Source organism: Microbacterium oleivorans (assembly GCF_013389665.1).
GTDB classification, from domain to species: Bacteria; Actinomycetota; Actinomycetes; order Actinomycetales; family Microbacteriaceae; genus Microbacterium; species Microbacterium oleivorans_C.
Map to the genome: position 1 here is coordinate 2,103,447 of NZ_CP058316.1, position 25,043 is coordinate 2,128,489.

Annotated in this window: 23 protein-coding genes; 12 read left to right on the forward strand and 11 right to left on the reverse strand. The window is 71.0% G+C overall.

From position 1 onward, the window contains the following. Positions 1–2 precede the first annotated feature (2 nt). A complete protein-coding gene (locus tag HW566_RS09995; RefSeq protein ID WP_256728664.1) occupies positions 3–1,004 on the reverse strand; it encodes a hydroxyacid dehydrogenase in 1,002 nt (333 codons plus the stop codon). After that, positions 1,001–2,974 (reverse strand): DUF2264 domain-containing protein, encoded by a 1,974-nt coding sequence (locus tag HW566_RS10000; protein ID WP_178012525.1) that lies wholly within the window; start codon positions 2,972–2,974, stop codon positions 1,001–1,003. Before HW566_RS10000 ends, HW566_RS09995 begins: the two co-directional genes overlap by 4 nt. Positions 2,975–3,084: 110 nt before the next feature. Here HW566_RS10000 and HW566_RS10005 point away from each other — a divergent pair, with 110 nt between their 5' ends. After that, positions 3,085–4,209, forward strand: coding sequence for a substrate-binding domain-containing protein (locus tag HW566_RS10005; RefSeq protein WP_178012527.1), 1,125 nt, complete (start codon positions 3,085–3,087; stop codon positions 4,207–4,209). Here the strand turns inward: HW566_RS10005 and HW566_RS10010 are convergent. Then, a complete protein-coding gene (locus tag HW566_RS10010; RefSeq protein WP_178012529.1) occupies positions 4,154–5,032 on the reverse strand; it encodes a MurR/RpiR family transcriptional regulator in 879 nt (292 codons plus the stop codon). The genes HW566_RS10005 and HW566_RS10010 overlap by 56 nt on opposite strands. Before the next feature lie 107 nt (positions 5,033–5,139). Between HW566_RS10010 and murQ the strand changes: the two genes are divergently transcribed. From murQ to HW566_RS10025, 3 genes are read left to right on the forward strand one after another with little or no spacing between them, the layout of a single operon-like run. Next, a complete protein-coding gene (gene murQ / locus HW566_RS10015; protein WP_256728665.1) occupies positions 5,140–6,045 on the forward strand; it encodes an N-acetylmuramic acid 6-phosphate etherase in 906 nt (301 codons plus the stop codon). A 33-nt stretch (positions 6,046–6,078) separates the two neighbouring features. Beyond that, the gene (locus HW566_RS10020; RefSeq protein WP_178012531.1) at positions 6,079–7,605 is read left to right on the forward strand and encodes a PTS transporter subunit EIIC; all 1,527 of its coding nucleotides are present in this window, start codon (positions 6,079–6,081) and stop codon (positions 7,603–7,605) included. Positions 7,606–7,621: 16 nt separating this feature from the next. Next, entirely contained in the window at positions 7,622–8,674 is a 1,053-nt protein-coding gene (locus tag HW566_RS10025; RefSeq protein ID WP_178012533.1) for a MupG family TIM beta-alpha barrel fold protein, read from the forward strand. Positions 8,675–8,702: 28 nt separating this feature from the next. On the opposite strand, the gene HW566_RS10030 is transcribed toward HW566_RS10025, so the two are convergent. From HW566_RS10030 to HW566_RS10040, 3 genes are all read right to left on the reverse strand, one after another. Continuing rightward, positions 8,703–9,350 carry a TetR/AcrR family transcriptional regulator gene (locus tag HW566_RS10030; protein ID WP_178012535.1) on the reverse strand — a complete coding sequence of 216 codons (648 nt, stop codon included), beginning with the start codon at positions 9,348–9,350 and terminating at the stop codon, positions 8,703–8,705. 146 nt (positions 9,351–9,496) lie between these two features. Further along, complete coding sequence (locus tag HW566_RS10035) at positions 9,497–10,003, reverse strand: septum formation family protein (protein WP_178012537.1); 507 nt, start codon at positions 10,001–10,003, stop codon at positions 9,497–9,499. Between the two features lie 62 nt (positions 10,004–10,065). Next, positions 10,066–10,482 carry a DUF4406 domain-containing protein gene (locus HW566_RS10040; RefSeq protein ID WP_256728666.1) on the reverse strand — a complete coding sequence of 139 codons (417 nt, stop codon included), beginning with the start codon at positions 10,480–10,482 and terminating at the stop codon, positions 10,066–10,068. A 46-nt stretch (positions 10,483–10,528) separates the two neighbouring features. On the opposite strand from HW566_RS10040, the gene HW566_RS10045 reads away from it, so the two are divergent. Beyond that, positions 10,529–11,284 (forward strand): DeoR/GlpR family DNA-binding transcription regulator, encoded by a 756-nt coding sequence (locus tag HW566_RS10045; RefSeq protein ID WP_178012539.1) that lies wholly within the window; start codon positions 10,529–10,531, stop codon positions 11,282–11,284. A 10-nt stretch (positions 11,285–11,294) separates the two neighbouring features. After that, on the forward strand, positions 11,295–12,164 hold the full coding sequence (locus HW566_RS10050) for an SDR family oxidoreductase (protein ID WP_178012541.1): 870 nt from the start codon (positions 11,295–11,297) through the stop codon (positions 12,162–12,164). Positions 12,165–12,200: 36 nt separating this feature from the next. On the opposite strand, the gene HW566_RS10055 is transcribed toward HW566_RS10050, so the two are convergent. Genes HW566_RS10055 through HW566_RS10070 form a run of 4 tightly spaced genes read right to left on the reverse strand, consistent with a single transcriptional unit; the run spans position 12,201 to position 14,477 of the window. Further along, positions 12,201–12,431, reverse strand: coding sequence for a helix-turn-helix domain-containing protein (locus tag HW566_RS10055; protein WP_178012543.1), 231 nt, complete (start codon positions 12,429–12,431; stop codon positions 12,201–12,203). Beyond that, entirely contained in the window at positions 12,428–13,102 is a 675-nt protein-coding gene (locus HW566_RS10060) for a hypothetical protein (protein WP_178012545.1), read from the reverse strand. The genes HW566_RS10055 and HW566_RS10060 overlap by 4 nt, the downstream gene beginning before the upstream one ends. Then, the gene (locus HW566_RS10065) at positions 13,102–13,716 is read right to left on the reverse strand and encodes a hypothetical protein (protein WP_178012546.1); all 615 of its coding nucleotides are present in this window, start codon (positions 13,714–13,716) and stop codon (positions 13,102–13,104) included. The genes HW566_RS10060 and HW566_RS10065 overlap by 1 nt, the downstream gene beginning before the upstream one ends. Next, a complete protein-coding gene (locus HW566_RS10070) occupies positions 13,716–14,477 on the reverse strand; it encodes a hypothetical protein (RefSeq protein WP_178012548.1) in 762 nt (253 codons plus the stop codon). Before HW566_RS10070 ends, HW566_RS10065 begins: the two co-directional genes overlap by 1 nt. Positions 14,478–14,651: 174 nt before the next feature. Here HW566_RS10070 and HW566_RS10075 point away from each other — a divergent pair, with 174 nt between their 5' ends. After that, the gene (locus tag HW566_RS10075) at positions 14,652–17,177 is read left to right on the forward strand and encodes an ATP-dependent Clp protease ATP-binding subunit (RefSeq protein ID WP_178012549.1); all 2,526 of its coding nucleotides are present in this window, start codon (positions 14,652–14,654) and stop codon (positions 17,175–17,177) included. Positions 17,178–18,137: 960 nt separating this feature from the next. Here HW566_RS10075 and HW566_RS10080 read toward each other — a convergent pair. Beyond that, positions 18,138–19,685 (reverse strand): amino acid permease, encoded by a 1,548-nt coding sequence (locus HW566_RS10080; protein ID WP_178012551.1) that lies wholly within the window; start codon positions 19,683–19,685, stop codon positions 18,138–18,140. A 172-nt stretch (positions 19,686–19,857) separates the two neighbouring features. On the opposite strand from HW566_RS10080, the gene HW566_RS10085 reads away from it, so the two are divergent. The 5 genes from HW566_RS10085 (at position 19,858) to HW566_RS10105 (ending at position 24,925) form a co-directional block, all read left to right on the forward strand. Then, on the forward strand, positions 19,858–21,213 hold the full coding sequence (locus tag HW566_RS10085; protein ID WP_178012553.1) for a glutamine synthetase family protein: 1,356 nt from the start codon (positions 19,858–19,860) through the stop codon (positions 21,211–21,213). Further along, positions 21,194–21,967: a gamma-glutamyl-gamma-aminobutyrate hydrolase family protein gene (locus HW566_RS10090; RefSeq protein ID WP_178012555.1), complete on the forward strand. Its 774-nt coding sequence runs from the start codon at positions 21,194–21,196 to the stop codon at positions 21,965–21,967. Before HW566_RS10085 ends, HW566_RS10090 begins: the two co-directional genes overlap by 20 nt. Further along, complete coding sequence (locus HW566_RS10095; RefSeq protein ID WP_178012557.1) at positions 21,964–23,316, forward strand: aldehyde dehydrogenase family protein; 1,353 nt, start codon at positions 21,964–21,966, stop codon at positions 23,314–23,316. The genes HW566_RS10090 and HW566_RS10095 overlap by 4 nt, the downstream gene beginning before the upstream one ends. A gap of 61 nt (positions 23,317–23,377) precedes the next feature. Next, positions 23,378–24,151 (forward strand): 3-oxoacyl-ACP reductase, encoded by a 774-nt coding sequence (locus HW566_RS10100; RefSeq protein ID WP_178012559.1) that lies wholly within the window; start codon positions 23,378–23,380, stop codon positions 24,149–24,151. Positions 24,152–24,211: 60 nt separating this feature from the next. Then, positions 24,212–24,925 (forward strand): FadR/GntR family transcriptional regulator, encoded by a 714-nt coding sequence (locus HW566_RS10105; protein ID WP_178012561.1) that lies wholly within the window; start codon positions 24,212–24,214, stop codon positions 24,923–24,925. Positions 24,926–25,043 lie beyond the last annotated feature (118 nt).

Here is a 25,043-nt window from a genome sequence, read left to right on the forward strand (position 1 = left end):
TCTCAGGCGATGGTCGCGAGGTCGCGTCGGTGGATCTCGAATGCGAGCGAGCCCCGCGAGACATAACGTGCGATCTCGTCGACCGTCTGATGGCCCACCCGACTCAGCTCGTTCCCGAGCGAACCGGCGATGTGCGGGGTGAGGGTGACCCCCGGTGCGGTGAAGAGCGGGTGTCCCGGGGGCAGCGGCTCCGGATCGGTGACATCGAGCACGGCCGCCAGCCTGCCGTGTGCGAGCTCGGCCAGCAGCGCGTCCGTGTCGACGAGGTCGCCTCGAGCGGTGTTGATGAGCGTCGCGCCATCGCGCATCGCGGCCAGCTGGGGTGCGCCGATCATGCGCCGGGTCTCCGGCAGCGACGGCGCATGGAGGCTGACGATATCCGACACCCGGAGCAGGCCGTCCAGCGACATGAGCGGCGCACCGAGATCGGCGGCCTCGGTCGCGGACAGCGACGGATCGTAGAGGACCGGCGTGATGTCGAAGGGGCGGAGGAGCTCGATCACCCGCCGTCCGATGCGGGAGGCGCCGACGATCCCGACCGTGATGCCGTAGGCGCCGAAACGTCCCCGCGGCTGGGCCGCGGCCATGTCCTGGCCACGCCGGAACGCGTCGGCCGTGTGCAGGGCGCGCTTGGCACTGAGCAGGATCATCGAGAGGGTGTACTCGGCGACGGGCAGCGCATTGGCGGCCGCGCTGCTGGACACGCGGATGCCGCGTTCCCACAGTGCGGGAGAGACGACGCGCTTCACCGAGCCGGCGGCATGGAAGACGGCGCGCAGCTCGGGCCAGTGGTCCAGCGCAGGGCCGTCGAGGTGCGGTGCCCCCCACCCGGTGATGAGGATCTCGATGCGGGCCGCGGCGCGGGGGACCCGGGGATCGGCCCGCGTCACGACGTGGGGGTCCAGGCGCACGAGATCGCGGAGCCGACCGAGGTCCGACGCGCCGAAGAGCTCGCCGATCAGGGCGGCATCCTCGAGGGCGAACATCGCCCGGGGCGCGTTCACGCCTGCACCTGCGCGTGAGTCGGCACCTGATCGACCGTGCCGTCGCGCCAGCGGACGCGCACCGTCTGGTTCCCGGTGTCGACGTCGATGCCCGCGAGGGCGGATGGCTCCTCGTCCGACGCCGTCCCCGACAGCGTGACGAGCGCGGCGACGATCTCGCCGGCCCGGGCGGTCGCGGACTGCGCGGCCCACGGTGTCGCCGAATGATCGGCGAACGGGTTCGATCCCGACCGGATCGTCGTCCCAGCCTCATCGAGTCCGCGGACGGGGAGCACGGCGCTTCGAACACCATCCGCACGGGTGGCGGCGGCGGCGGTGATCCTCGGCTCGGGCCCGGAGAAGGGCAGGGGCCACCCGCCGATCCGGAATCGCCACGGACCCGGATCGTCCGGCCAGACCTCGTCGGCGGCGAGGGCGGCGGAGGGGTGCTCGAGGTCTGCGGGCGGTGTCCACCAGGCCAGACGCAGCTCGGCCGGCCCGTGGACCACCGACGCGGTGGTCACGACGGGGCCGCGACGCAGCGATGCCCAGGTCGCGGCATCCGCGTTCGCGGTGTCGAGCCAGTGAACGCGCGACCGCGAGACCGCGACGGTGTCGGTGAGGTGAACTCGTTCGATCGCGTCCCGGTGGGACGGCGCGTCGCCGGCATCGAGGAGCGCCACGTGCGAGTCGAGCGGACGGGCGATCGCGTCAGGGGAGAGCTCGGGCGAGGTCAGGTTCGAGTACGCGACTCGCTGATAGAACGGGTTGTCGGTGCGGACGGCGCCGGCAGGACCCCGGAAGCCGTCCGCACCGTGGTTGAGGACGCGCACGATGCCGTCGTCGGGGGTCCCGACGACGATCCACCCGGGTGCGGCCAGCGCCCGTGTCGCGCGGCTGCCGCCCTCAGGGCGGTCGGCCGGTGTCGTCCACTCGGCGTCATCGGCCGGCAGCAGCAGGCCCAGGAACCCCTTGCTCGCCCAGTACGGCGAGGAGCCGCTCGTGTACACCTGGCGAAGCGGCAGGAACTCGCGGTGCCACCCGATGGGCAGCACGTCGCGATCGTCGACGGCTCCGGCATCCAGGAAATGCGAGACCACGTCGGCGGCCAGCGCGCGCGTCGTTCCGGCCGGAAGCGGGCTGACTCCCGCGATCGCGGCCGCCCAGAACGGGGCGAGCATTCCGAAGCGGTACGTCAGCGAACGCCCCTGCAGGAGCGGTGCGCCGCGGGATCCGATGAGCTCGGCAGCCTGCTCGATGAACATCGCGAGGCGGTCTCGGTGCACACCGGCCAGCGGTACGCCGGCGATGCGGGCGTGCAGGAGCGGGTAGACGTGCCACGCCCAGCCGGCGTAGTAGTCGAAGCTCTGGCGTACCCCGGCCGGCCCCGCCCCGTCGGAGTACCAGCCGTCGCCGATGTACATGCTCTCCTGCAGCTCGGCGTTGCGGTCGAGGTCGGCCTGACGCCACGGACCGCCGACTTTCGCGAGGAACGCCTCGATCACGTTCTGGAACCACACCCAGTTGTTCGTGTAACCCGTCGTGCCCACGACTCCCGAGAGCCAGTCCACGACATGCTGCTGATGTCGGGGCTCGAGCCCGTCCCACAGCCACGGCCGCGTCTCCGACAGGGCGATCGCGACGGATGCCGCCTCGACGACCGCCTGTCGACGTTCCGCGATCCGCGGCCACCGCTCACGGCCCCGAGGATCCACGCCGGCGATCAGCCCCGTGCGGAATCGCTCGAGCACCCCGTTCGGATCCCCGCCGCGCGCGCCGCCGACGCGGAACGCGGCGAGCAGGAATGTGCGTGCGAAGCCCTCCATGCCGTCGCTCCATGCGCCCGATGCGCTCGATGGCCCGGGCATGTTCACCAGGGCCCCTGTCGGCGATGCATGGTGCAGCGCGCCCGCGAGGAGACGGTCGGCGAGCTGCTGCCAGGAGCGGTGACCGCCGTCGAACGGAGGATGGGGGCCGTCGTGCAGTGACATCACCGTACGATCGTGGACGACTCTCCGGTCGTCGCGGCCCACTCGGACAATTTCGAGCAATCCGCGACATCCCCGATCGGGTCGAGCCGACCGACGCGAAGGAGCAGGCCATGGCGACACGAAACCTGCTGCCGAGGGGACGGCAGGAGCATCTCCTCCGCCAGATCGAGGTGTACGGCAGCGTCAGTGCCGCCCAGGTCGCCGAGGACCTCGGGGTGGCGCAGGTGACGATCCGCCGCGACATCCGTGAGCTCGAGCGGTCCGGTCGGCTCGTCCGCGTGCACGGCGGCGCGATCTCCATCGCCTCGTCGCCCGCGCCGCAGTCGGCCCGCACCCGGATCGGCGTCGTCGTGCCGTCGTCGGTCGGTCATTTCCCCGCGATCGTGCAGGGCATGGATGCCGCCTCCCGAGGACTACGCACCCGCCTCATCCTCGCCACGTCGCAGTACCGCCACGATCTCGAGCGACGCCAGGTCGAGCGCCTCGTCGAACTCGGTGTCGACGGGATCGTCCTCGCCCCGACGGTTCGCGATCGGAGCGAGGCGGACCTCGCCGAGTGGGCACGCAGCATCCCGGTGCCGGTGATCTTCCTCGAGCGACGTTTGGATTCGACGGCGGTGGCGTCCTTCGACAGTGCCCGCACCGACCACTCCGGCGGCGCGGTCCTCGCCGTCGAGCACCTCGCTGCGCTCGGCCACGAGCGCGTTGGCCTCGCGATCTTCGACCGCACCCCGACCGCTCCTCTCATCCGCGAAGGTCGCGCGCGGGCGGTCGAGCGGCTGGGGCTCGCCGCCGCGCCCGAGATCGTCCTGCCGAAGGACGACGAGGACGGCCTCGACCAAGCGCTGGGCAGGCTCATCGACGAGTGCCGTGCCACCGGCACCCGAGCGGTTCTGGTCCACACGGATGTACACGCGGCTCGGTTGGTCGAGATGGCCGTCGACCGCGGGATCCGGGTGCCGGAGGACCTCGCGATCGTCGCGTACGACGACGACACCGCCTCACTCGCGCTCGTTCCGCTCACCGCTGTCACGGCGCCACGACGCGACCTCGGACACGAGGCGCTGCGGGTGCTGACCGAACGCATCGTCGAAGAAGGTCGGCCGCGATCCGCGCCGCGCCACGTCACCCTGCTGCCGGCATTGACGGTGCGGGGCTCGTGCGGGGCCGGAACCCGGCTCAGCGCGCGCGAGGGTCGAGGTGCTGGGCGCCGACGGCCTCGCGGGTGGCGCTGAGAGCGGCGTCCAGGTCGGTGTAGCGCAGCTGCGCGACGCGGATGAAGACGAAATCCGCGACGGCGAGCTGCGCCATCCGGCTCGCCAGGGCGGCCGCGCGCAGCGTCGCCTCCCGGGCCGGGGTGCGCAGCGTCGCGCCTGCCGCCGCGGCGAGCGGCGAGTCGGTGTCGTTCGTGATGGCCACGGTGAAGGCCCCGGCGCGGTCGGCGACCTCGAGGGCCCGCAGCACGTCGATCGTGCCGCCGCTGAACGAGAACGCGATGGCGGTGGTGCGGGCGTCCGCGAGGGCGGCGTGCACGAGCTGGACGTGCGTGTCGTGCGAGCTCAGGCACATGATCCCGATGCGCTGCAGCTTCTGCGCGAGGTCGGCCGCGGCCAGGCCCGATGCCCCGACGCCGAACGTCACGACCCGCTCGCTCTCGGCGATGGCCGTCGCGATGCGCTCGAGGGCGTCGAGATCGAGCATGCGTCCGGTCTGCTCGATGGTGCGGGCCTCGTGGAACGCCACCTTCGCGACCATCTCGGCGGGCGAGTCCGAGGGGTTGAGCTCACCCTCGGCGATGTTCGAGCGTTCCAGCTCGAGGGCACGGCGCGACACCTCCTGGGCCAACTCGACGCGGAACGACGGGTAGCCGGCGAACCCGAGGCTCTTGGCGAACCGCACGACCGAGGCCTGCGAGACCTCGGCGCGTTCGGCCAGGGTCGCCACCGTGGCCGTGACCGCGAACGGGGGATCGTCGAGGACCGCCCGTCCCACCTGCACCTCGGCGGGTCGCAGCCGGGGGGTGATCGCGCGAATCGCTTCGAGGACGTCGCCGTCCATGTGCCTCCTCGGGAAGTCGCTCCAGTCTTCCACAGATCTTGACAAAACATGCCGCACCTACGACAGTTTGTGAAACAACATGCCAGGTGATCCGACAGGAGAGCACTGTGACACCCGCACATCCGACGCCAGCGACCGAGACGGCCAATCCGCTGACCGGCGCACTCGACGCGATGACGATCCCCGAGATCCTCCACGTGATGAACGACGAGGATGCCGGTGTCGCCGCGGCGGTCGAGGCCGAGGTCGCGCACATCGCCCAGGCGGTCGAGCTGATCGTCGCAGCCCTCGCGGCGGGAGGTCGCCTGGTGTACCTGGGAGCCGGCACCAGCGGACGCCTCGGCGTGCTCGACGCCGCCGAGTGCCCGCCGACGTTCGGCACCGATCCCGAACAGGTTCTCGGGCTGCTCGCCGGCGGCCCCGAGGCGATGTTCCGCGCGGTCGAAGGAGCCGAGGACTCCCGACAGCTCGGGGTGGCGGATCTCGTCCGCATCGGCCTCACCGACCGCGACGTCCTCGTCGGCATCGCGGCATCCGGTCGAACGCCCTACGTGCTCGGGGCTCTGGATCACGCCCGCAGCGTCGGCGCCGCCACCGTCGCGCTCTCCTGCAGCCCGCACGCCGAGATCAGCGACCACGCCGACGTGGCGATCGAGGTCGACAACGGCCCCGAGGTGCTGACCGGTTCCACCCGGCTCAAGGCGGGCACGAGTCAGAAGCTCGTGCTCAACATGATCTCCACCGCCACGATGGTCCGCCTCGGCAAGGTCTACGGCAACCTCATGGTCGATGTCCGACCGAGCAACGAGAAGCTCGTCGCACGCGCCGTGCGCATCGTGCAGGCCGCCACCGACTGCGACGTCGAGACCGCGACGCGTGCGCTGGACAGCGCCGACGGCCACGCGAAGACAGCCATCGTCGCGATCCTCTGCGGCGTCGACACCGGTACCGCCCGTGAGCGACTGAGCGCCGGCGCGGGCTTCGTCCGCGAAGCGGTGCGGCCGCGCGTCTGAACCCCGAACCCCGCCCGCCGGAAGGAAGCCACCGTGGATTACTCCAAGCTCAGCGAGGAGATCCTGCCGCTCGTCGGCGGGTCTGAGAACATCGCGTCGTACACCAACTGCATGACGCGGTTGCGAGTGAACCTCAACGACCCGTCGAAGGCGGATGTCGCCGCCCTCAAGCGGCTACCCGGGGTGATGGGCGTCGTCGACGGGCCGCAGCTGCAGGTCGTCGTGGGGCCCGGCCACGCGCAGCGCCTCCGCGATGCGTTCTCCGAGATCGCCGACGCGCCCGCCGAGGCAGCGGTCGACGATCCCGCCGACGAGGTCGCCGACATCGCCGCGGCCGCCGGTGGCCGCACCGCCGCAGCCCGAGGCGGCGAGCCCGTCGACGCGTCGGCCGACCTGCGCACGCTGCAGCAGCAGAACACCCAGAAGGTCAAGTCGAAGCACACCTCGCGCGTGCACGGGCTGTTCCGGCACATCGCGAACATCTTCGTGCCGATCATCCCCGGCTTCATCGCCTGCGGCCTCGTCGTCGCCATCGGCAACATCTGGAAGCTCATCGACCCGAGCGTCGCCGGCAACCCCTGGTTCCTGGTGTTCGCGGCGCTCGGCACCATCGTGGTGGCATCGCTGAACCTGATCGTCGGCCTGAACACCGCGAAGGAGTTCGGCGGCACCCCGGTGCTCGGGCTCATCGCCGGTGCGATCTCGTACCTTCCGGCGCTCGCCGGCATCGCGGCCACGACCAGCCCGGACGGCACCGTCCTGACCCCTGCGCAGCCGCTCGTGCTGCCCCTGTTCGGCGAGCTGCGTCCGGCGCTCGGTGGCATCATCGGCGTGATGATCACCGCCTGGCTGTTCACGGTCATCGAGAAGTGGGTGCGGCGGCGCGTGCCCGCGTGGGCCGATCTGTTCGTCGTCCCCGTCGTCACCCTCCTCATCGGGGCCGTCGTGTGCATCTTCGTGATCATGCCGATCTCGGGTCTGCTGATGCAGGGCATCAACTGGCTGCTGATCGATTTCGCGCTCGAGCGCGGCGGGGTCGTCGGCGGATACCTGCTCTCGTCGCTGTTCCTGCCGCTGGTCATGCTCGGCATCCACCAGGGGCTCACCCCCATCCACGCGCAGCTGATCACCGACCACGGCTTCACCGAGCTCCTGCCCGTGCTCGCAATGGCGGGAGCCGGCGAGGTCGGCATGGCGATCGCGATCTTCATCAAGACCAAGAGCTCGCGGCTGAAGAACATCATCCGCGCCGCGCTCCCGATCGGGGTGCTGGGGGTGGGCGAGCCCCTGATCTACGGCGTCTCGCTGCCGCTGTTCTACCCGCTGATCACCGCGTGCCTGGGCGGCGGGTTCGGCGGTGCCTTCATCGCCTACGGCATCCAGGTCACCGACGGGTTCGGGGCGGGGGCGCTGGGGCTGTCGGGCGTGCTCATGACGGCGGTCATCACCAACGGCGCGTGGCTCTGGTACGTCGGCGGCCTCGTCATCTCGTACATCATGGGCTTCCTGCTGACCTGGTTCTTCGGGTTCAAGGAGCACATGGTCGAGCGTCTCGGCTGAGCCGGAAGGGGCACGCATGCTGTTCTCGATCTACCCGACTGACGCCCCCGAGACCCGCCGGGCCGTCGTCGCGCAGGCGATCGCCGGCGCCGACGCGAGCGCGGGCGAGCGGATGCTGTTCACCTCGCTGCACATGGTCGACACGGGCGAGCTCGCCGCCTTCGGCGACGTCCTGCGCGATGTCCACGAGACGACCGGGGCGACGTTCTGCGCCGACGTCTCGCCCGCTGCGCTGACCCACCTCGTCGCGGGCGCGGATGGCTGGGGCTGGCTCGCCGGCCGCGGCATCACGATGCTGCGGCTGGACTACGGCTTCGATCCGGTCGAGATCCGCGACATCGCGACGGCATCGGGATGCCGCATCGCGGTGAACGCGAGCACCGTGGACGCCGCCTTCGTCGACGCGCTCGACGGTCTGCCGCTCGTGGGGTGGCACAACTTCTACCCCCGGCCCGAGACGGGACTGACCGCTCCCTACCTGCAGGCGCAGTCGCGGCTGTTCGAGGAGCGCGGCCTTCCGGTCGTCGTCTTCATCCCGGGCGAGCGGGAGTTCCGCGCCCCGCTGCACCTCGGGCTTCCGACGCTCGAGGAGCACCGGTACCGCAACGCCTGGCGCACCTATCTGCAGCTGCGCCGCCTCGTGCCCAAGGCGGGGGTCGCGTGCGCCGAAGGGGCGGTGGCCGACGACCACGCGGAGTGGATTGCCGAGTTCGAGGCCTCGGGCACGGTGACCCTTCCGGTCGTCGGGCTCGACCCGGCGGCATCCGTCCTGCTCGATCGACCGTGGCATCTGCGTGTCGAGGAGGCCGCCACCGCGTTCCGGCTCGACGATTCGCGGGGCGGCATCCGGCCGTCGCGCATCCGCAACGCCGACGTGCGCGAGCCCGGCAGCCTGCAGGTCGATCTCGACGCCTACGGCCGCTACCGCGGTGAGGTGCATCTGATGCGTGCCGAGCGTCCTCTGGACGCCGGACAGGCGCGGATCGGCGACATCGCCGCCCCGTACCGCGGGGTCGTCGACGACCTCCGGCCCGGCCAGACCGTGCGCTTCGTGCCGTTCGCGCGCTGAGCTCTCCGACGGATGGGGCCGACAGGGCTCAGACGGCGACGGCTCGCTGGGGGGCGGCGAGGTCGTGCACGAGCAGCTCGTCGAAGCAGGCGCGCAGCTCGTCGGCCATGTCGAGGCTCGAGCGGTCCAGCAGCCACTGGATCTGGAGTCCGTCCCAGACGGCGATCGAGCGTGCGGCCGCACTGCGGATGTCGACGCCGGGCCGCAGGCCCCCCTCGGTCCCGATCACCGTCAGTGCATCGACGACGAGCTGGCGGCTGCGCACATACCGGTTCCGGAAGAACTCGTGGGCCGGATGGTCGGGGGAAGTGGACTCGGCCGACAGAGTGCAGAACAGCTCGATGACTCCCGGGATCGTGGAGTTGTAGTCCGCGAGCGCGACGAGGTCTTCCAGAGCACGCCGGCCGGAGTGGGCGTCGAACTCGAACCGGCTCTGTGCGAGCTCGTCGCGGTGGTCGAGGACGGCGAGCAGCAGCTGCGCCTTGGTGCGGAAGTGGTGCAGCAGGCCGGCCTCGCTCATCTCGACGCGCTCGGCGATCTCGCGCAGCGAGCCGCTGCGGTACCCGGCGCCGGCGAAGACGGCGAAGGCGGCATCGAGGATCAGAGTGCGGGTGCGGGCGCTCTTCGCGTACGGGCCGCGGGCGGCGGCGCGCGAGGTCCGGGTGGCGCTCGGCATGTGCTCATCCTGGGGGCAGGTCGCGCGCGCTGTCGAATCCTCGCGCGAACCGGACCGAGCGACGGGTGGTCGCCGCGCGGTCACGGTCGCCGCCGCTCAGCGGCCACCACTGCCCGGTCTGTCGGCCTCCGTGTCTCGAGCGAGGTTCAGCGTGCGACGCCGGCGAGGCTCCCGGTCGTCTGGGCCGCCTCGTCGTACACGAGGCAGAGGATCTCGCGGTCGCCCGCATCCCAGCTGGCGGCCGTGGGGACGAAGTAGTTGAAGTTGAGCACCGACTCCTCATACGACATGCCGACGAACGGAGTGAAGGCGTCGTAGCAGACCTGCTCCGCCTGCGTCGCGACAGCCTCGTCGCCGGGGAACTCCTCGCCCGGGATGTCCTGCGCCTCGTACGCCTCGTAGTCATGGGCCTCGGCGCAGGGGACGGTGGGGGTTTCGCTGACCTCCGTGTCCATCGAGCCTGCGTCGAGGAGGCAGTCGCCCACCCGCAGGGCGAAGACGTCGGTGCTCTCGTTGGTCTCGGTGATGGCGCCCGACTCGTCGCGCACGGGCGCCTGCGCGGACGAGAAGGGTGATCCGCTGCATCCGGTCGCGACGAGCGCGACGACGAGGGCGGCGATGGGCAGGACGGCGAGGCGGCGGGAGAGGGTCACGTCGGATCACACTATCCAGATCGCGCCGTTCCTGGGAACTCCCGGTGAACGTGCGTCCAGGATCAGTCGTCGTCCGTGCGCCGGCGATCCGCGGCGCCCACCTCGGTGTGCGCCGCCACGCCGGGCACCTCGTCGAGCGATGTGAACACCGGTATGCCGCGCTCCCGTGCGATCGCGACGTCCTGGTCGGCGCCGCGAGAGGCACCCGGGAGCCGCAGCACCGCATCGCAGCGCTGGAGCAGACGATGGGCGATCGGATACATGACCTCCGCGGCGAGCGGATCCGTCGGACCCGCCGCTCCGGCGCTGCGGAGCACCGGCAGCGCCACCCATTCGCCGATCATGGGGACGTGTCCCGCCGCGAAGATCGGCCAGGCCGCCTCCTCGAGGCGGTCGAGGTTGCGGCGCATGAGCACCGGGTCGCCGTCGGTGCCCGACGCGTAGGCGCCGGCGATGAGGATCATGAGGGAATCGGTCACGGTTCCGATAGTATGCATAAACGTGCAGAAACGTGAAGGAGTCGGAATGCTCGCTGCATCACGCAAGGACCTGCTCATCGAGCGCCTGCGGGTTGAGGGTCGCGTCGTCGCCAAGGAGCTTGCGGTGGAGCTCGGGGTGTCCGAGGACAGCATCCGACGTGACCTCCGAGAGCTGGATGCCGCCGGGCTCGCCGTCCGGGTCTACGGCGGCGCCGTCCCGGCCTCACCCGCCGTCGCCGACTACGGCGCTCGGCAGTCGGTCGCCACCGACAGCAAGCAGCGCATCGGGCGCTTCGCGGCCACGCTCATCGAGGCCGGCAGTACCGTCATCATCGACGGCGGCACGACCGCGCTCGCGACGATCCGGGCCGTGGACCCCGCGCTGCGCTGCACGATCATCACCCACAGCCCCACCGTCGCTGCGGCGCTGCTCCATCACGCCGCGGAGGTGATCATCATCGGCGGACGACTGTTCAAGCACTCCGCGGTGGCGAGCGGCGCGGCCGCGGTCGAGGCGGCGCGCGCGGTGCGGGCGGACCGCTTCCTCCTGGGGGTCACCGGCATCCACGCCGAGGCGGGCCTCACGACCGGCGACGCGGACGAGGCGGCGATGAAGCGTGCCCTCGCGGAGCGTGCCGCCGAGACGTTCGTTCTCGGGAGCTCCGAGAAGATCGGGGCGGTGTCGTCGTTCGACGTGCTCCCCTTCGAGAAGGTGACGGGAGTGGTCGTCGACCCGTCCGGTGCGCCGGCGAGCCTGGACGCGCTGAAGCGCCGCGGCGTCCCGCTGCTGCGAGCGGTGTGAGGATCGTCCCGTGCACGCTTCGCTTCCGCTCCTCGGCAAGACGGCTCTCATCACCGGTGTCTCGCGCCGCCGCGGCATCGGTTTCGCCGTCGCGACCAAGCTCGCGACGCTCGGCGCGCACATCGTCATCCACCACCATCGCCCTCACGACCTCGACCAGCCGTGGGGCGGCGACGATCTCGAGGCCGTGCGCGCCGGCATCCGGTCGCACCTCGTCGAGGGCGCTCGCTTCGATGACATCGGCGCCGATCTGCGCGACCTCCCCAGCGTGCCCGCGGTGATCGATACCGCGACAGCGCTCACGGGACGGCTCGACATCCTCGTGTGCAACCACGCCAAGAGCGGCGACGACGGAAGCATCCTCGACATGACCCCCCAACGCCTCGACGCGTTCTGGGAGGTCAACACCCGTTCGACGCTGCTGCTCACCGCCGAGTTCGCGCGCCGTCACGCCCCGGCCTCGGATGCGCCGAGGCGCCCGGGCGACGCGATCGCCGGCGACAAGCCCTACGCCCAGCCGCGGGGGAGCGTCGTCTGGATGACGTCGGGCCAGGTCCACGGTCCGATGATCGGCGAGGTCGCCTACGCCACGAGCAAGGCCGCGCTCGCCGGCATCACCCCGACCGTGGCCGCTGAGATGCTCGAGCTCGGCCTCGTGCTCAACACGGTCGATCCGGGGCCGGTCAACACCGGCTACCTGGACGCCGACACCGCAGACCGCTCGCTCGACGGCCTCGACGCCTATTTGGCGAGCACACCGTTCGGGCGGGTCGGGACGCCCGCCGATCCGGCGGAGCTCATCGCGTGGCTGTGCGGCCCGGCGGGCGGCTGGATGGTCGGGCAGGTGCTGACGAGCGACGGCGGCTTCAGCCTCGGTTGAGGCGCGGCGACCACCGGTCCGGATCGCGTCGCCGGCTCAATCGGCGCGCACGAGCAGCTCGCCGATCTCGCAGTCGAGGGCGCGGCAGATCGCCGAGAGCGTCGAATAGCGGATGGCGCGGGCCCGATCGTTCTTGAGCACCGAGAGGTTCACGACCGACACCCCCACGATCTCCGACAGGCGCGTCAGAGTCATGCCGCGCTCGGCGAGCAGCTCGTCGAGCCGGCAATGGACCCCGCTCGGGCCGTCGTCCTCTGCGGGGCTCATACGAGCCCGTCCGTGTCGCGCTGCAGCCGTTCGCCGCGACCCGCCGCGACGGCCAGCAGCAGGATGCCGCCCACTCCGGCCAGCAGCCAGTTGCTGCGGGCGAGCAGCAGCCGCGGCGACCAGGCCGGGTCGGGCACGACGACGTCGATGCCGCCGAGATCGGGGGCGTCGTACAGACCCGCCCGCGCGTCGAGGCTGTTCGCCCCGAGGTCGCGCAGGGCGATGACCGTTGCCTGCGCGTCGACCATCGGGGCGACGACGGCGACGAGGATCGCCAACACACCCAGGATCGCGAGGCTCGCGGTGGTCGACCGCGAGAACATGCGTCCGCGCAGCATCCGTCGCGTCTGCACGAAGACGAAGACGCAGCCCGCGAGGATCAGCAGGCCCATCGAGGCGTTGGGCAGCCATGCCAGCAGGCGCACCCAGCCCGACGCGTGCTCGTCGATGATCGTGACGGTGCGGTAGAACGTCTCGACCTCGCTGTCGATGCCCAGGCGCGGCGTGCGGTCCCGCGGCGGAACGATGTTCACCGTGAGCATCAGCGACGCCGAGGTCCGCAGCCCGGTGAACAGGATGCCGCCGGCGATCACGGCCAGCGCGATCACCACGGCGATGGCCTGAGTGATGCCCCCGAGCAGCCGCGCGGCGGGGTCGGTGACGACGGCCATCAGACGAGCCCGTCCGTGTCGCGCTGCAGGCGGACGCCGCGGCGGAACGCGACCGCGACGAGGCCGACGGCGACACCGACGGCCCACACCGGAGCCCAGGCCCAGAAGTCGAGGAAGTGCAGCGGTTCGACGTCGGTGACGCCGAGCGCCCGCAGCACGCCGTTGCGTCCTATGTTCTCGAGGACCAGCACGGCGAGCCCGCCCGCGACGACCGACCAGCCGATGACGTCGAAGGCGCGCGCCGTGGCCGGCACGAAGAGGCGGCCACGGAGGAAGCTGCGCGCGACGTACATCACGGCGATGATCACGACGAGGCACGCGACGCCCCACAGGATGATCGAGGCCGCGAGCGCGGCGGCCGTTCCGGCGTCGACCCGGGGTGCGATCACCAGCGCCTTCTCGACGATGCCCTCGACGGAGCCCGTTCCCGACCCGGCGGAGGCGGCGAACGGCTCGTCGTCGACGTCGATCGTCCAGGCGACGCCGGCCTCGCGGAAGACGTCCAGGAACCGCGCGACGACCGTGAGGACGACGGTGATCGCGGCGCCGATGCCGAGCATGAGGACGGTGATGGCGTCGGCCGCATCCGAGCGGGGTCCGCGGGTCAGGGTCATCACACCAGTCCTTCCGTGTCGCGCTGCAGCCTCGAGCCGTAGCGGAAGATCGCCGCGAGCGCGGCGACGCCCAGGCCGGCGGCGATGGGCCAGAACGGCAGGGTGATGCTCAGCGTCTCGTTCGGCCACCAGTCGAGCGGGTGCTCGATGCCGGGGATGTCCTCCCACCGTGCGCTGACGAGGGCGAACAGCTCGTGGGAGGCCATGCTGCCGGCGACGTCGGAGAGGAGCTGCGCCGCGACGCCGCCCGCGGCGACGACCACGGCGGTGGCCATGGTCGCGCGCACGACGGTGCGGTCGAACGCGCGTCCGGCGAGGAGCTGGAAGCAGGCCACCGCGATGAGGGCCGCGATGGCGGCGGGGATCAGTGCCCAGAGGGCCTGTCCGGCCGTCCACAGGCCGCGGGCGAGGCCGCTGACCCCGGCGACGTCGACGTCGACGGCGGTCACGCCGCCGCCGACCACCCGCGCCGTCGGACCGTCGTCGACGGTGACGCCCGGGAGAAGGCCGGGCCAGAACGGCGCGACCGGAACGCTCATCCGCGGGGCGTCGGCGCTGAGGTTCTGGATGACCGAGACGACGGCGCCCAGCAGGCTGAAGCTCGCCCACAGCGCCGAGAGCGTCAGCGCGAGACTCACGACCGGCGAGGGGTCATCACGTCGGCGGGCGCGAGCGGCCGCGACGAGAAGGAGCGCGACGGCGACCACGACCCCCACGCCGCCCAGGACGGCGACCGGACCGATCGCCCAGGCATTCGACATCCGGGTCCTCCTCATATCGACATTCGTTGTTATCGACAAACGTTATGTCCTGGATGGTCCGAACCGCAACCTCCGGTGCGCTATGCCGACGGCGAACACGGGCATACCCGTATCCCCGCCTGGTTAATCTCTTTCGTAAGCGCCCGGAATCCCGGCGCTCGGAGGAGGCTGACGATGTTCGAGAGATTCACGGATCGTGCCCGTCGCGTGGTCGTGCTCGCCCAAGAAGAGGCGAAGATGCTCAACCACAACTACATCGGGACCGAGCACATCCTCCTGGGTCTGATCCACGAGGGTGAAGGCGTCGCGGCCAAGGCCCTCGAGAGCCTCGGCATCTCGCTCGACGCCGTGCGCGAGCAGGTCCAGGACATCATCGGTCAGGGGCAGCAGCAGCCGACCGGTCACATCCCGTTCACGCCGCGTGCGAAGAAGGTCCTCGAGCTGTCGCTGCGCGAAGCGCTCCAGCTCGGACACAACTACATCGGGACCGAGCACATCCTGCTCGGCCTCATCCGCGAGGGCGAGGGCGTTGCTGCCCAGGTGCTCGTCAAGCTCGGCGCCGACCTGAACAAGGTGCGCCAGCAGGTCATCCAGCTGCTCAGCGGCTACCAGGGCAAGGAGCCCGCCGGCGCGACCGTCGGTGCGGGCGAGCAGGCACAGGCGCCCCAGGGCGGCTCGGCCGTGCTCGACCAGTTCGGGCGCAACCTCACCCAGGCCGCGCGCGACAACAAGCTCGACCCGGTGATCGGTCGCGAGAAGGAGATCGAGCGGGTCATGCAGATCCTCTCGCGCCGCTCCAAGAACAACCCGGTGCTGATCGGCGAGCCCGGCGTCGGCAAGACCGCCGTCGTGGAGGGTCTGGCCCAGGCCATCGTCAAGGGCGAGGTGCCCGAGACGCTCAAGGACAAGCAGGTCTACTCGCTCGACCTCGGCTCCCTCATCGCCGGTTCCCGCTACCGCGGTGACTTCGAAGAGCGCCTGAAGAAGGTCACCAAGGAGATCCGCACCCGCGGCGACATCATCGTCTTCATCGACGAGATCCACTCGCTCGTCGGTGCCGGTGCGGCCGAGGGTGCGATCGACGCCGCGTCGATCCTCAAGCCGCTCCTCGCCCGTGGTGAGCTCCAGACCATCGGAGCCACGACGCTCGACGAGTACCGCAAGCACTTCGAGAAGGACGCCGCGCTGGAGCGTCGGTTCCAGCCGATCCAGGTCGGCGAGCCGAGCATCCCCCACGCCATCAACATCCTGAAGGGACTGCGCGACCGCTACGAGGCGCACCACAAGGTCCAGATCACCGACGGTGCGCTCGTGGCCGCGGCCAACCTCGCCGACCGGTACGTCAGCGACCGCTTCCTGCCCGACAAGGCCATCGACCTGATCGACGAGGCGGGCGCCCGCCTGCGCCTGTCGATCCTGTCGTCGCCGCCGGAGCTCCGCGAGTTCGACGAGAAGATCGCGAAGGTCCGTGAGGACAAGGAGCGCGCGAGCGAGGAGCAGGACTTCGAGAAGGCCGCGTCGCTGCGCGACGAGGAGAAGTCCCTGCTCGCCGAGCGTCTGCGCCTCGAGAAGCAGTGGCGCTCGGGTGACGTCGCGACCCACGCGGTGGTCGACGAGGGGCTGATCGCCGAGGTGCTCGCCCAGGCCACCGGCATCCCCGTCTTCAAGCTCACCGAGGAGGAGACCAGCCGACTCGTGTTCATGGAGAAGGCGCTCCACCAGCGGGTCGTCGGCCAGGAGGAGGCGATCGCCGCGCTCTCGCGCACGATCCGCCGCCAGCGTGCGGGTCTGAAGGACCCCAAGCGCCCCTCCGGATCGTTCATCTTCGCCGGCCCGACCGGTGTCGGAAAGACCGAGCTGGCCAAGGCGCTCGCCGAGTTCCTCTTCGACGATGAGGGCGCGCTGATCTCGCTCGACATGTCGGAGTTCGGTGAGAAGCACACCGTCTCGCGTCTGTTCGGCGCCCCTCCCGGGTTCGTCGGATTCGAAGAGGGCGGCCAGCTCACCGAGAAGGTGCGTCGCAAGCCGTTCTCGGTCGTGCTCTTCGACGAGATCGAGAAGGCCCACCCCGACATCTTCAACTCGCTCCTGCAGATCCTCGAAGAGGGTCGTCTGACCGACGGTCAGGGCCGCGTGATCGACTTCAAGAACACCGTGATCATCATGACGACGAACCTCGGTTCGTCGGCGATCGCCGGAGGCCCCGTCGGCTTCCAGGTCGAGGGCAACGCGCAGACGAGCTACGAGCGGATGAAGGGCAAGGTCGACGAGGAGCTCAAGCGGCACTTCAAGCCCGAGTTCCTCAACCGTGTCGATGACGTCATCGTCTTCCCGCAGCTGAACAAGGCCGAGCTCCACCAGATCGTGGGCCTGTTCACCAAGCGCCTGAGCGACCGTCTGCTCGACCGCGACATGACGGTCGAGCTGTCGGACGCCGCGAAGGACCGGCTGATCGAGATCGGATTCGACCCGACGCTCGGCGCTCGTCCGCTGCGCCGTGCGATGCAGCGCGAGATCGAGGACCAGCTGAGCGAGCGCATCCTGCACGGCGAGCTCAGCGCCGGCGACCACGTCAAGGTGGATGCCGCGGACGGCAAGTTCGTCTTCGCGACGGCACCCCGCGAGGACAAGGTCGCCGTGGGTATCGGAGCGGCCGGCGAGATCGCCGCGACGCCCGACATCGCCGCCAGCGGCAGCTGATCCGCGAGAGTCGAATCGTCCGAGAGGGGCGGATGCCGCGGCATCCGCCCCTCTCGTCGTCTCCGCCCGGGCCGTTCGCGCGCCCGCTGGGCTTCGGGGTGCTTTCGTCACCGCGAAGCACGCGCCTCGCGCTCCTGCTCTGGTTCGGGGTGCTCTCGTCACCGTGGGGCGTGCGGCTCGCGCTCCTGCTCTGGTTCGGGGTGCTTTCGTCACCGTGGGGCGTGCGGTCGCGCGGCTGCTGGGGTTTTGGGGTGCTTTCGTCACCGTGGGGCGGGTGGTCGCGCGGCTGCTGGGGTTTTGGGGTGCTTTCGTCACTGTGGGGCGTGCGGCTCGCGCTCCATGGTGACGGAGCCGCCCCAGGGCGGGTGGTTCGTGCGGCTGCTGCGGTTTGGGGTGCTTTCGTCCCTGTGGGGCGTGCGGCTCGCGCTCCATGGTGACGGAGCCGCCCCGGGGCGGGTGGTTCGTGCGGCTGCTGCGGTTTGGGGTGCTTTCGTGCCTGTGGGGCGTGCGGCTCGCGCTCCATGGTGACGGAGCCGCCCCGGGGCGGGTGGTTCGTGCGCCTGCTGGGGTTTGGGGTGCTCTCGTCGCCGTGGGGCGGGTGGTTCGTGCGCTAGCTGGGGTTTGGGGTGCTCTCGTCGCCGTGGGGCGGGTGGTTCGTGCGCTAGCTGGGGTTTGGGGTGCTTTCGTCACCGTGGGGCGTGGGTTCGCGCGGCTGCTGGGGTTTGGGGTGCTTTCGTCACCGTGGGGCGGGTGGTTCGCGCTCCACGGTGATGGAGCCGCCCCGGCTCGGGCCACACCCCGGCGCGGGCCGCCCCGGCCCGGGCCACCCACCCCCGCGCGGGCCACCCCCGGCGCGGGCCACCCCCGGCGCGGGCCACCCCCGGCGCGGGCCACCCCCGGCCCGGGTCACCCACCCCCGGCGCGGGCCACCCCCGGCCCGGGTCACCCCCGGGGAGGCGGTCAGGCGCGGGGGTCGTGGCCGAACACCTCGGACTCGAGGGTGTCGTACCCCTCGCGCTGCGGGTCGCGGTGCAGGCCGCCGGAGAGGGCGTACTCCTCCTCGGGCGAGAGGATGAGGCGCTTGCGACCGTAGAGGGCGAAGCCGAGGAAGATCACCGCGTAGACGACGATGATGGCGACGATGGCGAGGAAGAAGGTCGGGTTCAGCAGCAGGCCCACGAAGACGATCGCCGCGATGACGGCGGCCGAGTAGGCGCCGAACAGACCCCACGGGCTCCTGTACGGCCGCTCGGCGTGGGGGAACTCCCGCCGCAGGACGATGAACGACACCATCTGCAGGAAGTACGCGAGCACGGCCCCCCACACGGCGATGTTCAGCACGATCGCGCCGGCCGGGCTCGCGTCGCCGCCGGCCGCCTGCACGATGACGAGCGCGAGGAAGCCGATCACGGCGCCGACGACGAGGGCGACCCACGGAGTCTTGCTCTTGCCGGTCAGCGACAGCCACCGCGGGTAGTAGCCCGCGCGCGAGAGCGAGTACATGTTGCGTCCGTAGGCGAACATGATGCCCATCAGCGAGGCGAGCAGTCCGATCAGCGCGAGGAGGGCCAGGATGGCGGCCGCCTGGGGCGGGAGGAACGCCTTGAAGCCGTCGAGGAGCGGCTCGACCGAGCCGCCGGTGGCCTCGGCGCCGAGGACGCCGGTGTTGAGGAACAGGACGATCAGACCGGTGACGATGAGCGTGCCGCGCGCCCAGAGACCGGCTCGGGGGATGTCGCGCGCGGGGTGGTGCGACTCCTCCGCGGCCAGCGGCAGCTCCTCGATGCCGAGGAAGAACCACATCGCGAAGGGGAGGGCGAACAGGATCGCCCCGACGCCCTCGGGAAGGAAGGGCGAGGACCCGACGGCATCCGGGTTCGGCGCCATGTTCCACAGCGAGCTCCAGTCGAACGCGCCCGACGCGAGGGCCATGACGCCGAAGACGACGATGATGCCGATGGAGATGATCGAGACCACGATCGCGAAGCCGAACGAGATGGCGGCGCCGGCGGCGTTGAGGCCGATGAAGAGGGCGTAGAGGATGATCCACCACACCCATCCCGGAAGGCTCACGCCCGTCAGCAGCTCGAGGGCCTGGTCGGCGTACGAGCCCGAAAAGTACACGACGACCGCGGTGGTCGCGACGTACTCGATCGTCTCGGCCAGCCCCGTGGCGAGTCCGCCCCAGGGGCCCATCGCCGAGCGTGAGAACGAGTAGGCCCCACCGGTGTGGGGCATGGCCGCGGCCATCTCGCCGATCGAGAAGGTCAGGCCGTAGTACATCAGCACGAGCACCGCGAAGGCGATCAGCATGCCGCCGAATCCGGCGAAGTCGACGCCGAAGTTCCATCCCGAGAAGTCCCCCGAGATGACCGCCGCGACCGCGAGGCCCCAGAGTCCCCACACTCCGGCCGATCGCTTGAGCGTGCGCTTCTCGAAGTAGCCGTCCCCGGCCCGGGTGTAAGTGGCGCCGGCGACTTTCTGCGCGGCACTGCTCGAATCGGACATGCGACCTCCGTGGCGTCGGATCGGCGGCCAGGGCGGGCCGCCTCGGGTCGGCGCTCGCCTGCGCCTTGGCCAGCAGTGTGGAGCCTATTGGTATGGCATGTCTACCTTTGGCGTGTAAGTTCTGCGTTACGACTCCGCGCACGGCGTGAGTCGACACCGGGAAGGACGACGGATGCCGGGCACGCTGACGGCGGCGCAACTCGACGCCGCGATCGAATCGGGCGAGATCGACACGGTCATCGTCGCGTTCCCCGACGCGCAGGGACGCCTCGTCGGCAAGCGCGTCTCGGGCCGCTTCTGGCAGGACACCGTGCTGCCGCACGGGGCAGAGGCTTGCAACTACCTGCTCTCGGTCGACGTCGACGTGAACACCGTCGACGGCTACGCGATGTCGAGCTGGGAGAAGGGCTACGGCGACATGACGCTGGTGCCCGATCTCACGACACTGCGCCGCATCCCCTGGCAGCCCGGCACGGCACTCGTCATGGCCGATCTCGGCTGGGAGGGCGGGGATGCCGTCGTGCAGGCGCCCCGCAGCATCCTCGACGCCCAGCGGGCACGCCTCGCGGAACGGGGACTGACGGCATTCGCGGGGACGGAGCTGGAGTTCATCGTGTTCGACGACGGCTTCCGCGAGGCCTGGGCGAAGGGGTATCGGGGGCTCCGGGCCTCGACGGACTACAACGTCGACTACAACCTGCTCGCGACCACGCGGCTCGAGCCGCTGCTGCGCGACATCCGTCGGGGGATGGACGGTGCGGGCATGTACTGCGAGGGCGTCAAGGGCGAGTGCAACGACGGCCAGCAGGAGATCTCCTTCCGTTTCGCGGAGGTTCTCGAGACCGCCGACAACCACACGATCTACAAGAACGGCGCGAAGGAGATCGCCGACACCCACGGCAAGTCGCTCACGTTCATGGCGAAGTTCGATCAGCGCGAGGGCAACAGCTGCCACATTCACCTGTCGGTGCGCGGCGTCGACGGCGAGCCGGTCATGGCAGGTGATGGCGACCACGGGTTCAGCCCCCTCATGGAGCACTGGATCGCGGGCATCCTCGCGACCCTGCGCGAGTTCACCCTCTTGTACGCGCCGACGATCAACTCCTACAAGCGTTACGCCACAGGCTCGTTCGCTCCGACCGGCGTCGCGTGGGGCGTGGACAACCGCACGTGCGCTCTGCGCGTCGTCGGACACGGCGCGTCGCTGCGGGTCGAGAACCGCGTCCCCGGTGGCGACGTCAACCCCTACCTGGCGATCGCGGCCATCATCGCCGGCGGGCTGCACGGCATCGACAACGAGCTGCCGTTGCCTGCCGCCCTCACCGGGAACGCCTACGACTCCGACGTCGCCCATCTGCCCACCACGCTGCGCGAAGCGGCCGCCCTCTTCGAGGCGTCCGAGATCGCACGGGCCGCGTTCGGCGAGGACGTCGTCGCCCACTACCTGAACCAGGCGCGCGTCGAGGTCGACGCCTTCGACGCGGCCGTCACCGACTGGGAGCGCATCCGTGGCTTCGAACGACTCTGACCCCCGGCCCGTCGTCGGGCTGACGACCTACCTCGAGCGGGCCAGGCAGGGGGTCTGGGACGTCCGGGCCAGCTTCCTGCCGCAGCAGTACTTCGATTCCGTCACCGCATCGGGGGGAGTGGCCGTGCTCCTGCCGCCGCAGCCCTCGCCGGAGGCGGCTGCGAGCGCCGTGCTGGACGGACTCGACGGGCTCATCCTCACCGGCGGACTCGACGTGCAGCCCGAGCTCTACGGTGCGCCGCGCCACCCGCTGACCGACCCCGCGCGCCCCGATCGCGACGACTGGGAGCTCGCCCTGCTGCGGGGCGCGCGCCAGCGCGGCATCCCTGTCTTCGGCATCTGCCGCGGCCTGCAGTTGATCAACGTCGCCGCGGGCGGCACGCTGCACCAGCACCTTCCCGAGGTCCTCGGCACCGAGCGTTTCCGGATCGGCGGCGGGGTCTTCGCCGACAACACCGTGGTCGTGGATGCCGGCAGCCGGCTGGCGGGGCTCGTCGGCGACGGCGAGCTGTCGGTGAAGAGCTACCACCATCAGGGCGTCGACCGCGTCGGGGACGGACTCGTGGTGACCGCGCGCACCGACGACGGGCTCGTGCAGGCGTTCGAGGCGCCGGGACGGGAGTACCTCGTGGCCGTGCAGTGGCATCCCGAGGAGAACTCCGAGGATCGGCGGCTCTTCCTCGGGCTCGTCGCCGCGGCGGCCGAGCACGCGGTGCAGCGCGCGACGCGCGCCCGCGAGGCGGTGGACGCATGAGCGTGCAGACCCTCGTCGACCCCGCCACCGGCGCGTCGTTCGCCGAGGTCGCCGCCTCGTCCCTCGCCGAGACGGATGCCGCCGTCGCGCGCGCCGTCGTCGCCCAGCGGTCGTGGGCGGCGGAATCACCGCTCGGCCGGGCCTCGGCGCTCCGCCGGTTCGCCGCGGTCGTGCGCGACCACGTCGACGAGCTCGCGCGGCTGGAGGTGCTCGAGGCGGGGCATCCGATCTCGTCCGCCGAATGGGAGGCGGAGCACGTCGCACAGGTGCTCGACTACTCCGCTGGGGCCCCGGAGCGGCTGAGCGGGCAGCAGATCCCCGTGGCCGGTGGCCTCGACGTCACCTTCCACGAGCCGTACGGCGTGGTCGGTGTCATCGTGCCCTGGAACTTCCCCATGACGATCGCCTCGTGGGGCTTCGCTCCCGCGCTCGCCGCCGGCAACGCCGTCGTGCTGAAGCCGGCCGAGCTCACGCCGTTGACGGCCATCCGGCTCGGCGAGCTCGCTCTCGAGGCGGGCCTGCCGGACGGGCTCTTCACGGTCATCCCCGGTGCCGGTCCGGTCGTCGGGCAGCGCTTCGTGACCCATCCCGAGGTCCGCAAGGTCGTCTTCACCGGGTCGACCGCGGTCGGCACCGAGGTCGCGGCCGGATGCGCCCGCGAGCTCAAGCCCGTCACCCTCGAGCTCGGCGGCAAGAGCGCCAACATCGTCTTCGCCGACGCCGACCTCGAGGTCGCGGCGGCCGCGGTGCCCGCCTCGGTGTTCGACAACGCCGGCCAGGACTGCTGTGCGCGCAGCCGCATCCTCGTCCAGCGCTCGGTGTACGACCGGTTCCTCGGTCTCCTGGAGCCCGCGGTGAGGGACTGGACCGTGGGAGACCCGAACGACCGCGGCACACAGATGGGGCCGCTCATCTCGGCCGCGCACCGCGACCGCGTCGCCTCGTTCCTCGACGGCGTCGACGTGGCCTTCCGCGGCTCCGCTCCCACCGGAGACGGCTTCTGGTTCGCCCCGACGGTGGTGCTCGCCCAGCCCGGCGACCGCGTCGCGCGCGAGGAGATCTTCGGTCCGGTCGTGGCCGTGCTGCCCTTCGACGACGAGGCCGATGCGATCCGGCTCGCCAACGACACCGTGTACGGCCTGGCGGGCTCGATCTGGACTGAGAACCTCGGCCGCGCCGTGCGCGTCTCCCGAGCCGTCCGCAGTGGCGTCCTCTCGGTGAACTCGCATTCCTCGGTGCGGTACGCCACCCCGTTCGGCGGCATGAAGGCTTCGGGTCTCGGACGCGAGCTGGGCCCCGACGCCGCCGAGCACTTCACCCAGACGAAGAACGTCTTCTTCGCCACCTGAGCCGGGTCTTGCGCCCCGGCCGGCGGCATCCGGCACCACCGCACCATCGAAAGGACAATGCATGGACCTCACCGCACGCCTGCGCGACCGCGTCGCCATCATCACCGGCGGCGCCAGCGGCATCGGCCTCGCCAGCGCGCGCCGGTTCGCGGCCGAGGGCGCTCGCGTCGTGATCGCCGACGTCGATCCGGCAGCCGGGCAGCGGGCAGCCGACGAGGTGGGCGGCGTGTTCCGCGCGGTCGACGTCGCCGACGAGGCTTCCGTCGACGCGCTCTTCGACGGTGTCGCCGCCGAGCTCGGGTCGGTCGACATCGCCTTCAACAACGCCGGCATCTCGCCCGCCGACGACGACTCGATCGAGACGACCGAGCTGCCGGCGTGGGAGTGGGTGCAGGACGTCAACCTCAAGAGCGTGTACCTCTGCTCGCGGGCCGCGCTGCGCCACATGGTGCCGGCGGGGCGCGGGTCGATCATCAACACCGCGTCGTTCGTCGCCCTCCTCGGCTCGGCGACCTCGCAGATCTCGTACACCGCCTCGAAGGGCGGCGTGCTCGCCATGACCCGCGAGCTGGGCGTGCAGTTCGCCCGGCAGGGCATCCGCGTGAACGCCCTCTGCCCGGGCCCGGTGAACACCCCGCTGCTGCAGGAGCTGTTCGCGAAGGACCCCGAGCGCGCCCAGCGCCGACTCGTGCACGTGCCCATGGGCCGCTTCGCCGATCCTGCCGAGCTCGCCGCCGCGGTGGCCTTCCTCGCCTCCGACGACGCCTCGTTCATCACCGCGACGGCGTTCGTCGTCGACGGTGGCATCACCAACGCCTACGTCACGCCGCTGTGAGCGAGAGGTCGGGTGCGGGGTCCGACGCCGTCTCGGGCGCGTGGCCGTAGGGTCGGACGGGTGACCGAGACAGCGCTGCCCGACCTGCGACGCACCGTGTTCCGACCGGTGCGCGGTGGCAACGCCCTCGAGGACACGATCGCTCGGATCGTGCAGACCGTGCGGCTCGGGGTCGTCGCCCCCGGCGAGTCGCTGCCGTCCGAACGCGACCTCGCCGCGCGGTACGAGGTCAGCCGTGACACCGTGCGCCAGGCGATCGGCGAGCTCGCGGATGCGGGATACCTGGAGCGACGCCGGGGACGTTACGGCGGCACGTTCGTGGCCGACCCGGTGCCGGTGCCGGCCCGGATGAGCGTCACGGTCGCCGAGCTCGACGACGTCCTGGGGATGCGGCGAGTGCTCGAGGCGGGAGCGGCACGCGCGGCGGCATCCCGCCCCCTGACCGACGCCCAGCGAGAGACGCTCGCCGCGCGCCACGCCGCCGCGGCGACGGCCTCGGTGACCGAGTACCGCCGGCTCGACACGCTCCTGCATCTCACGATCGCCGAGTTCGCCGGCATCCCGTCGCTCCTCGCGCTCCTGAGCGAGAACCGCGCGCACGTCAACGCGTGGCTCGACTCATTCCCCCTGCTGGCGCGGTCGATCGAGCACTCCGACCTGCAGCACGATCGGATCGTCGCCGCTGTCGCGGCCGGTCGGCCCGAGGCGGCCGAGGCGGCGGTGCTCGAGCACCTCGCCGGTTCGGAGTCGCTGCTCCGCGGCTTCCTCACCTGACCGCCGCGGTTGCGGGCGGAGGGGGCGGTGGCGCCGTGCGGTGTTGGCGCACGGTTGCTGAGGAGATCTCGCGTTCCGCGGGTGGTTGCGCGGCATCCGCCCTCGGTTGCAGAGATCT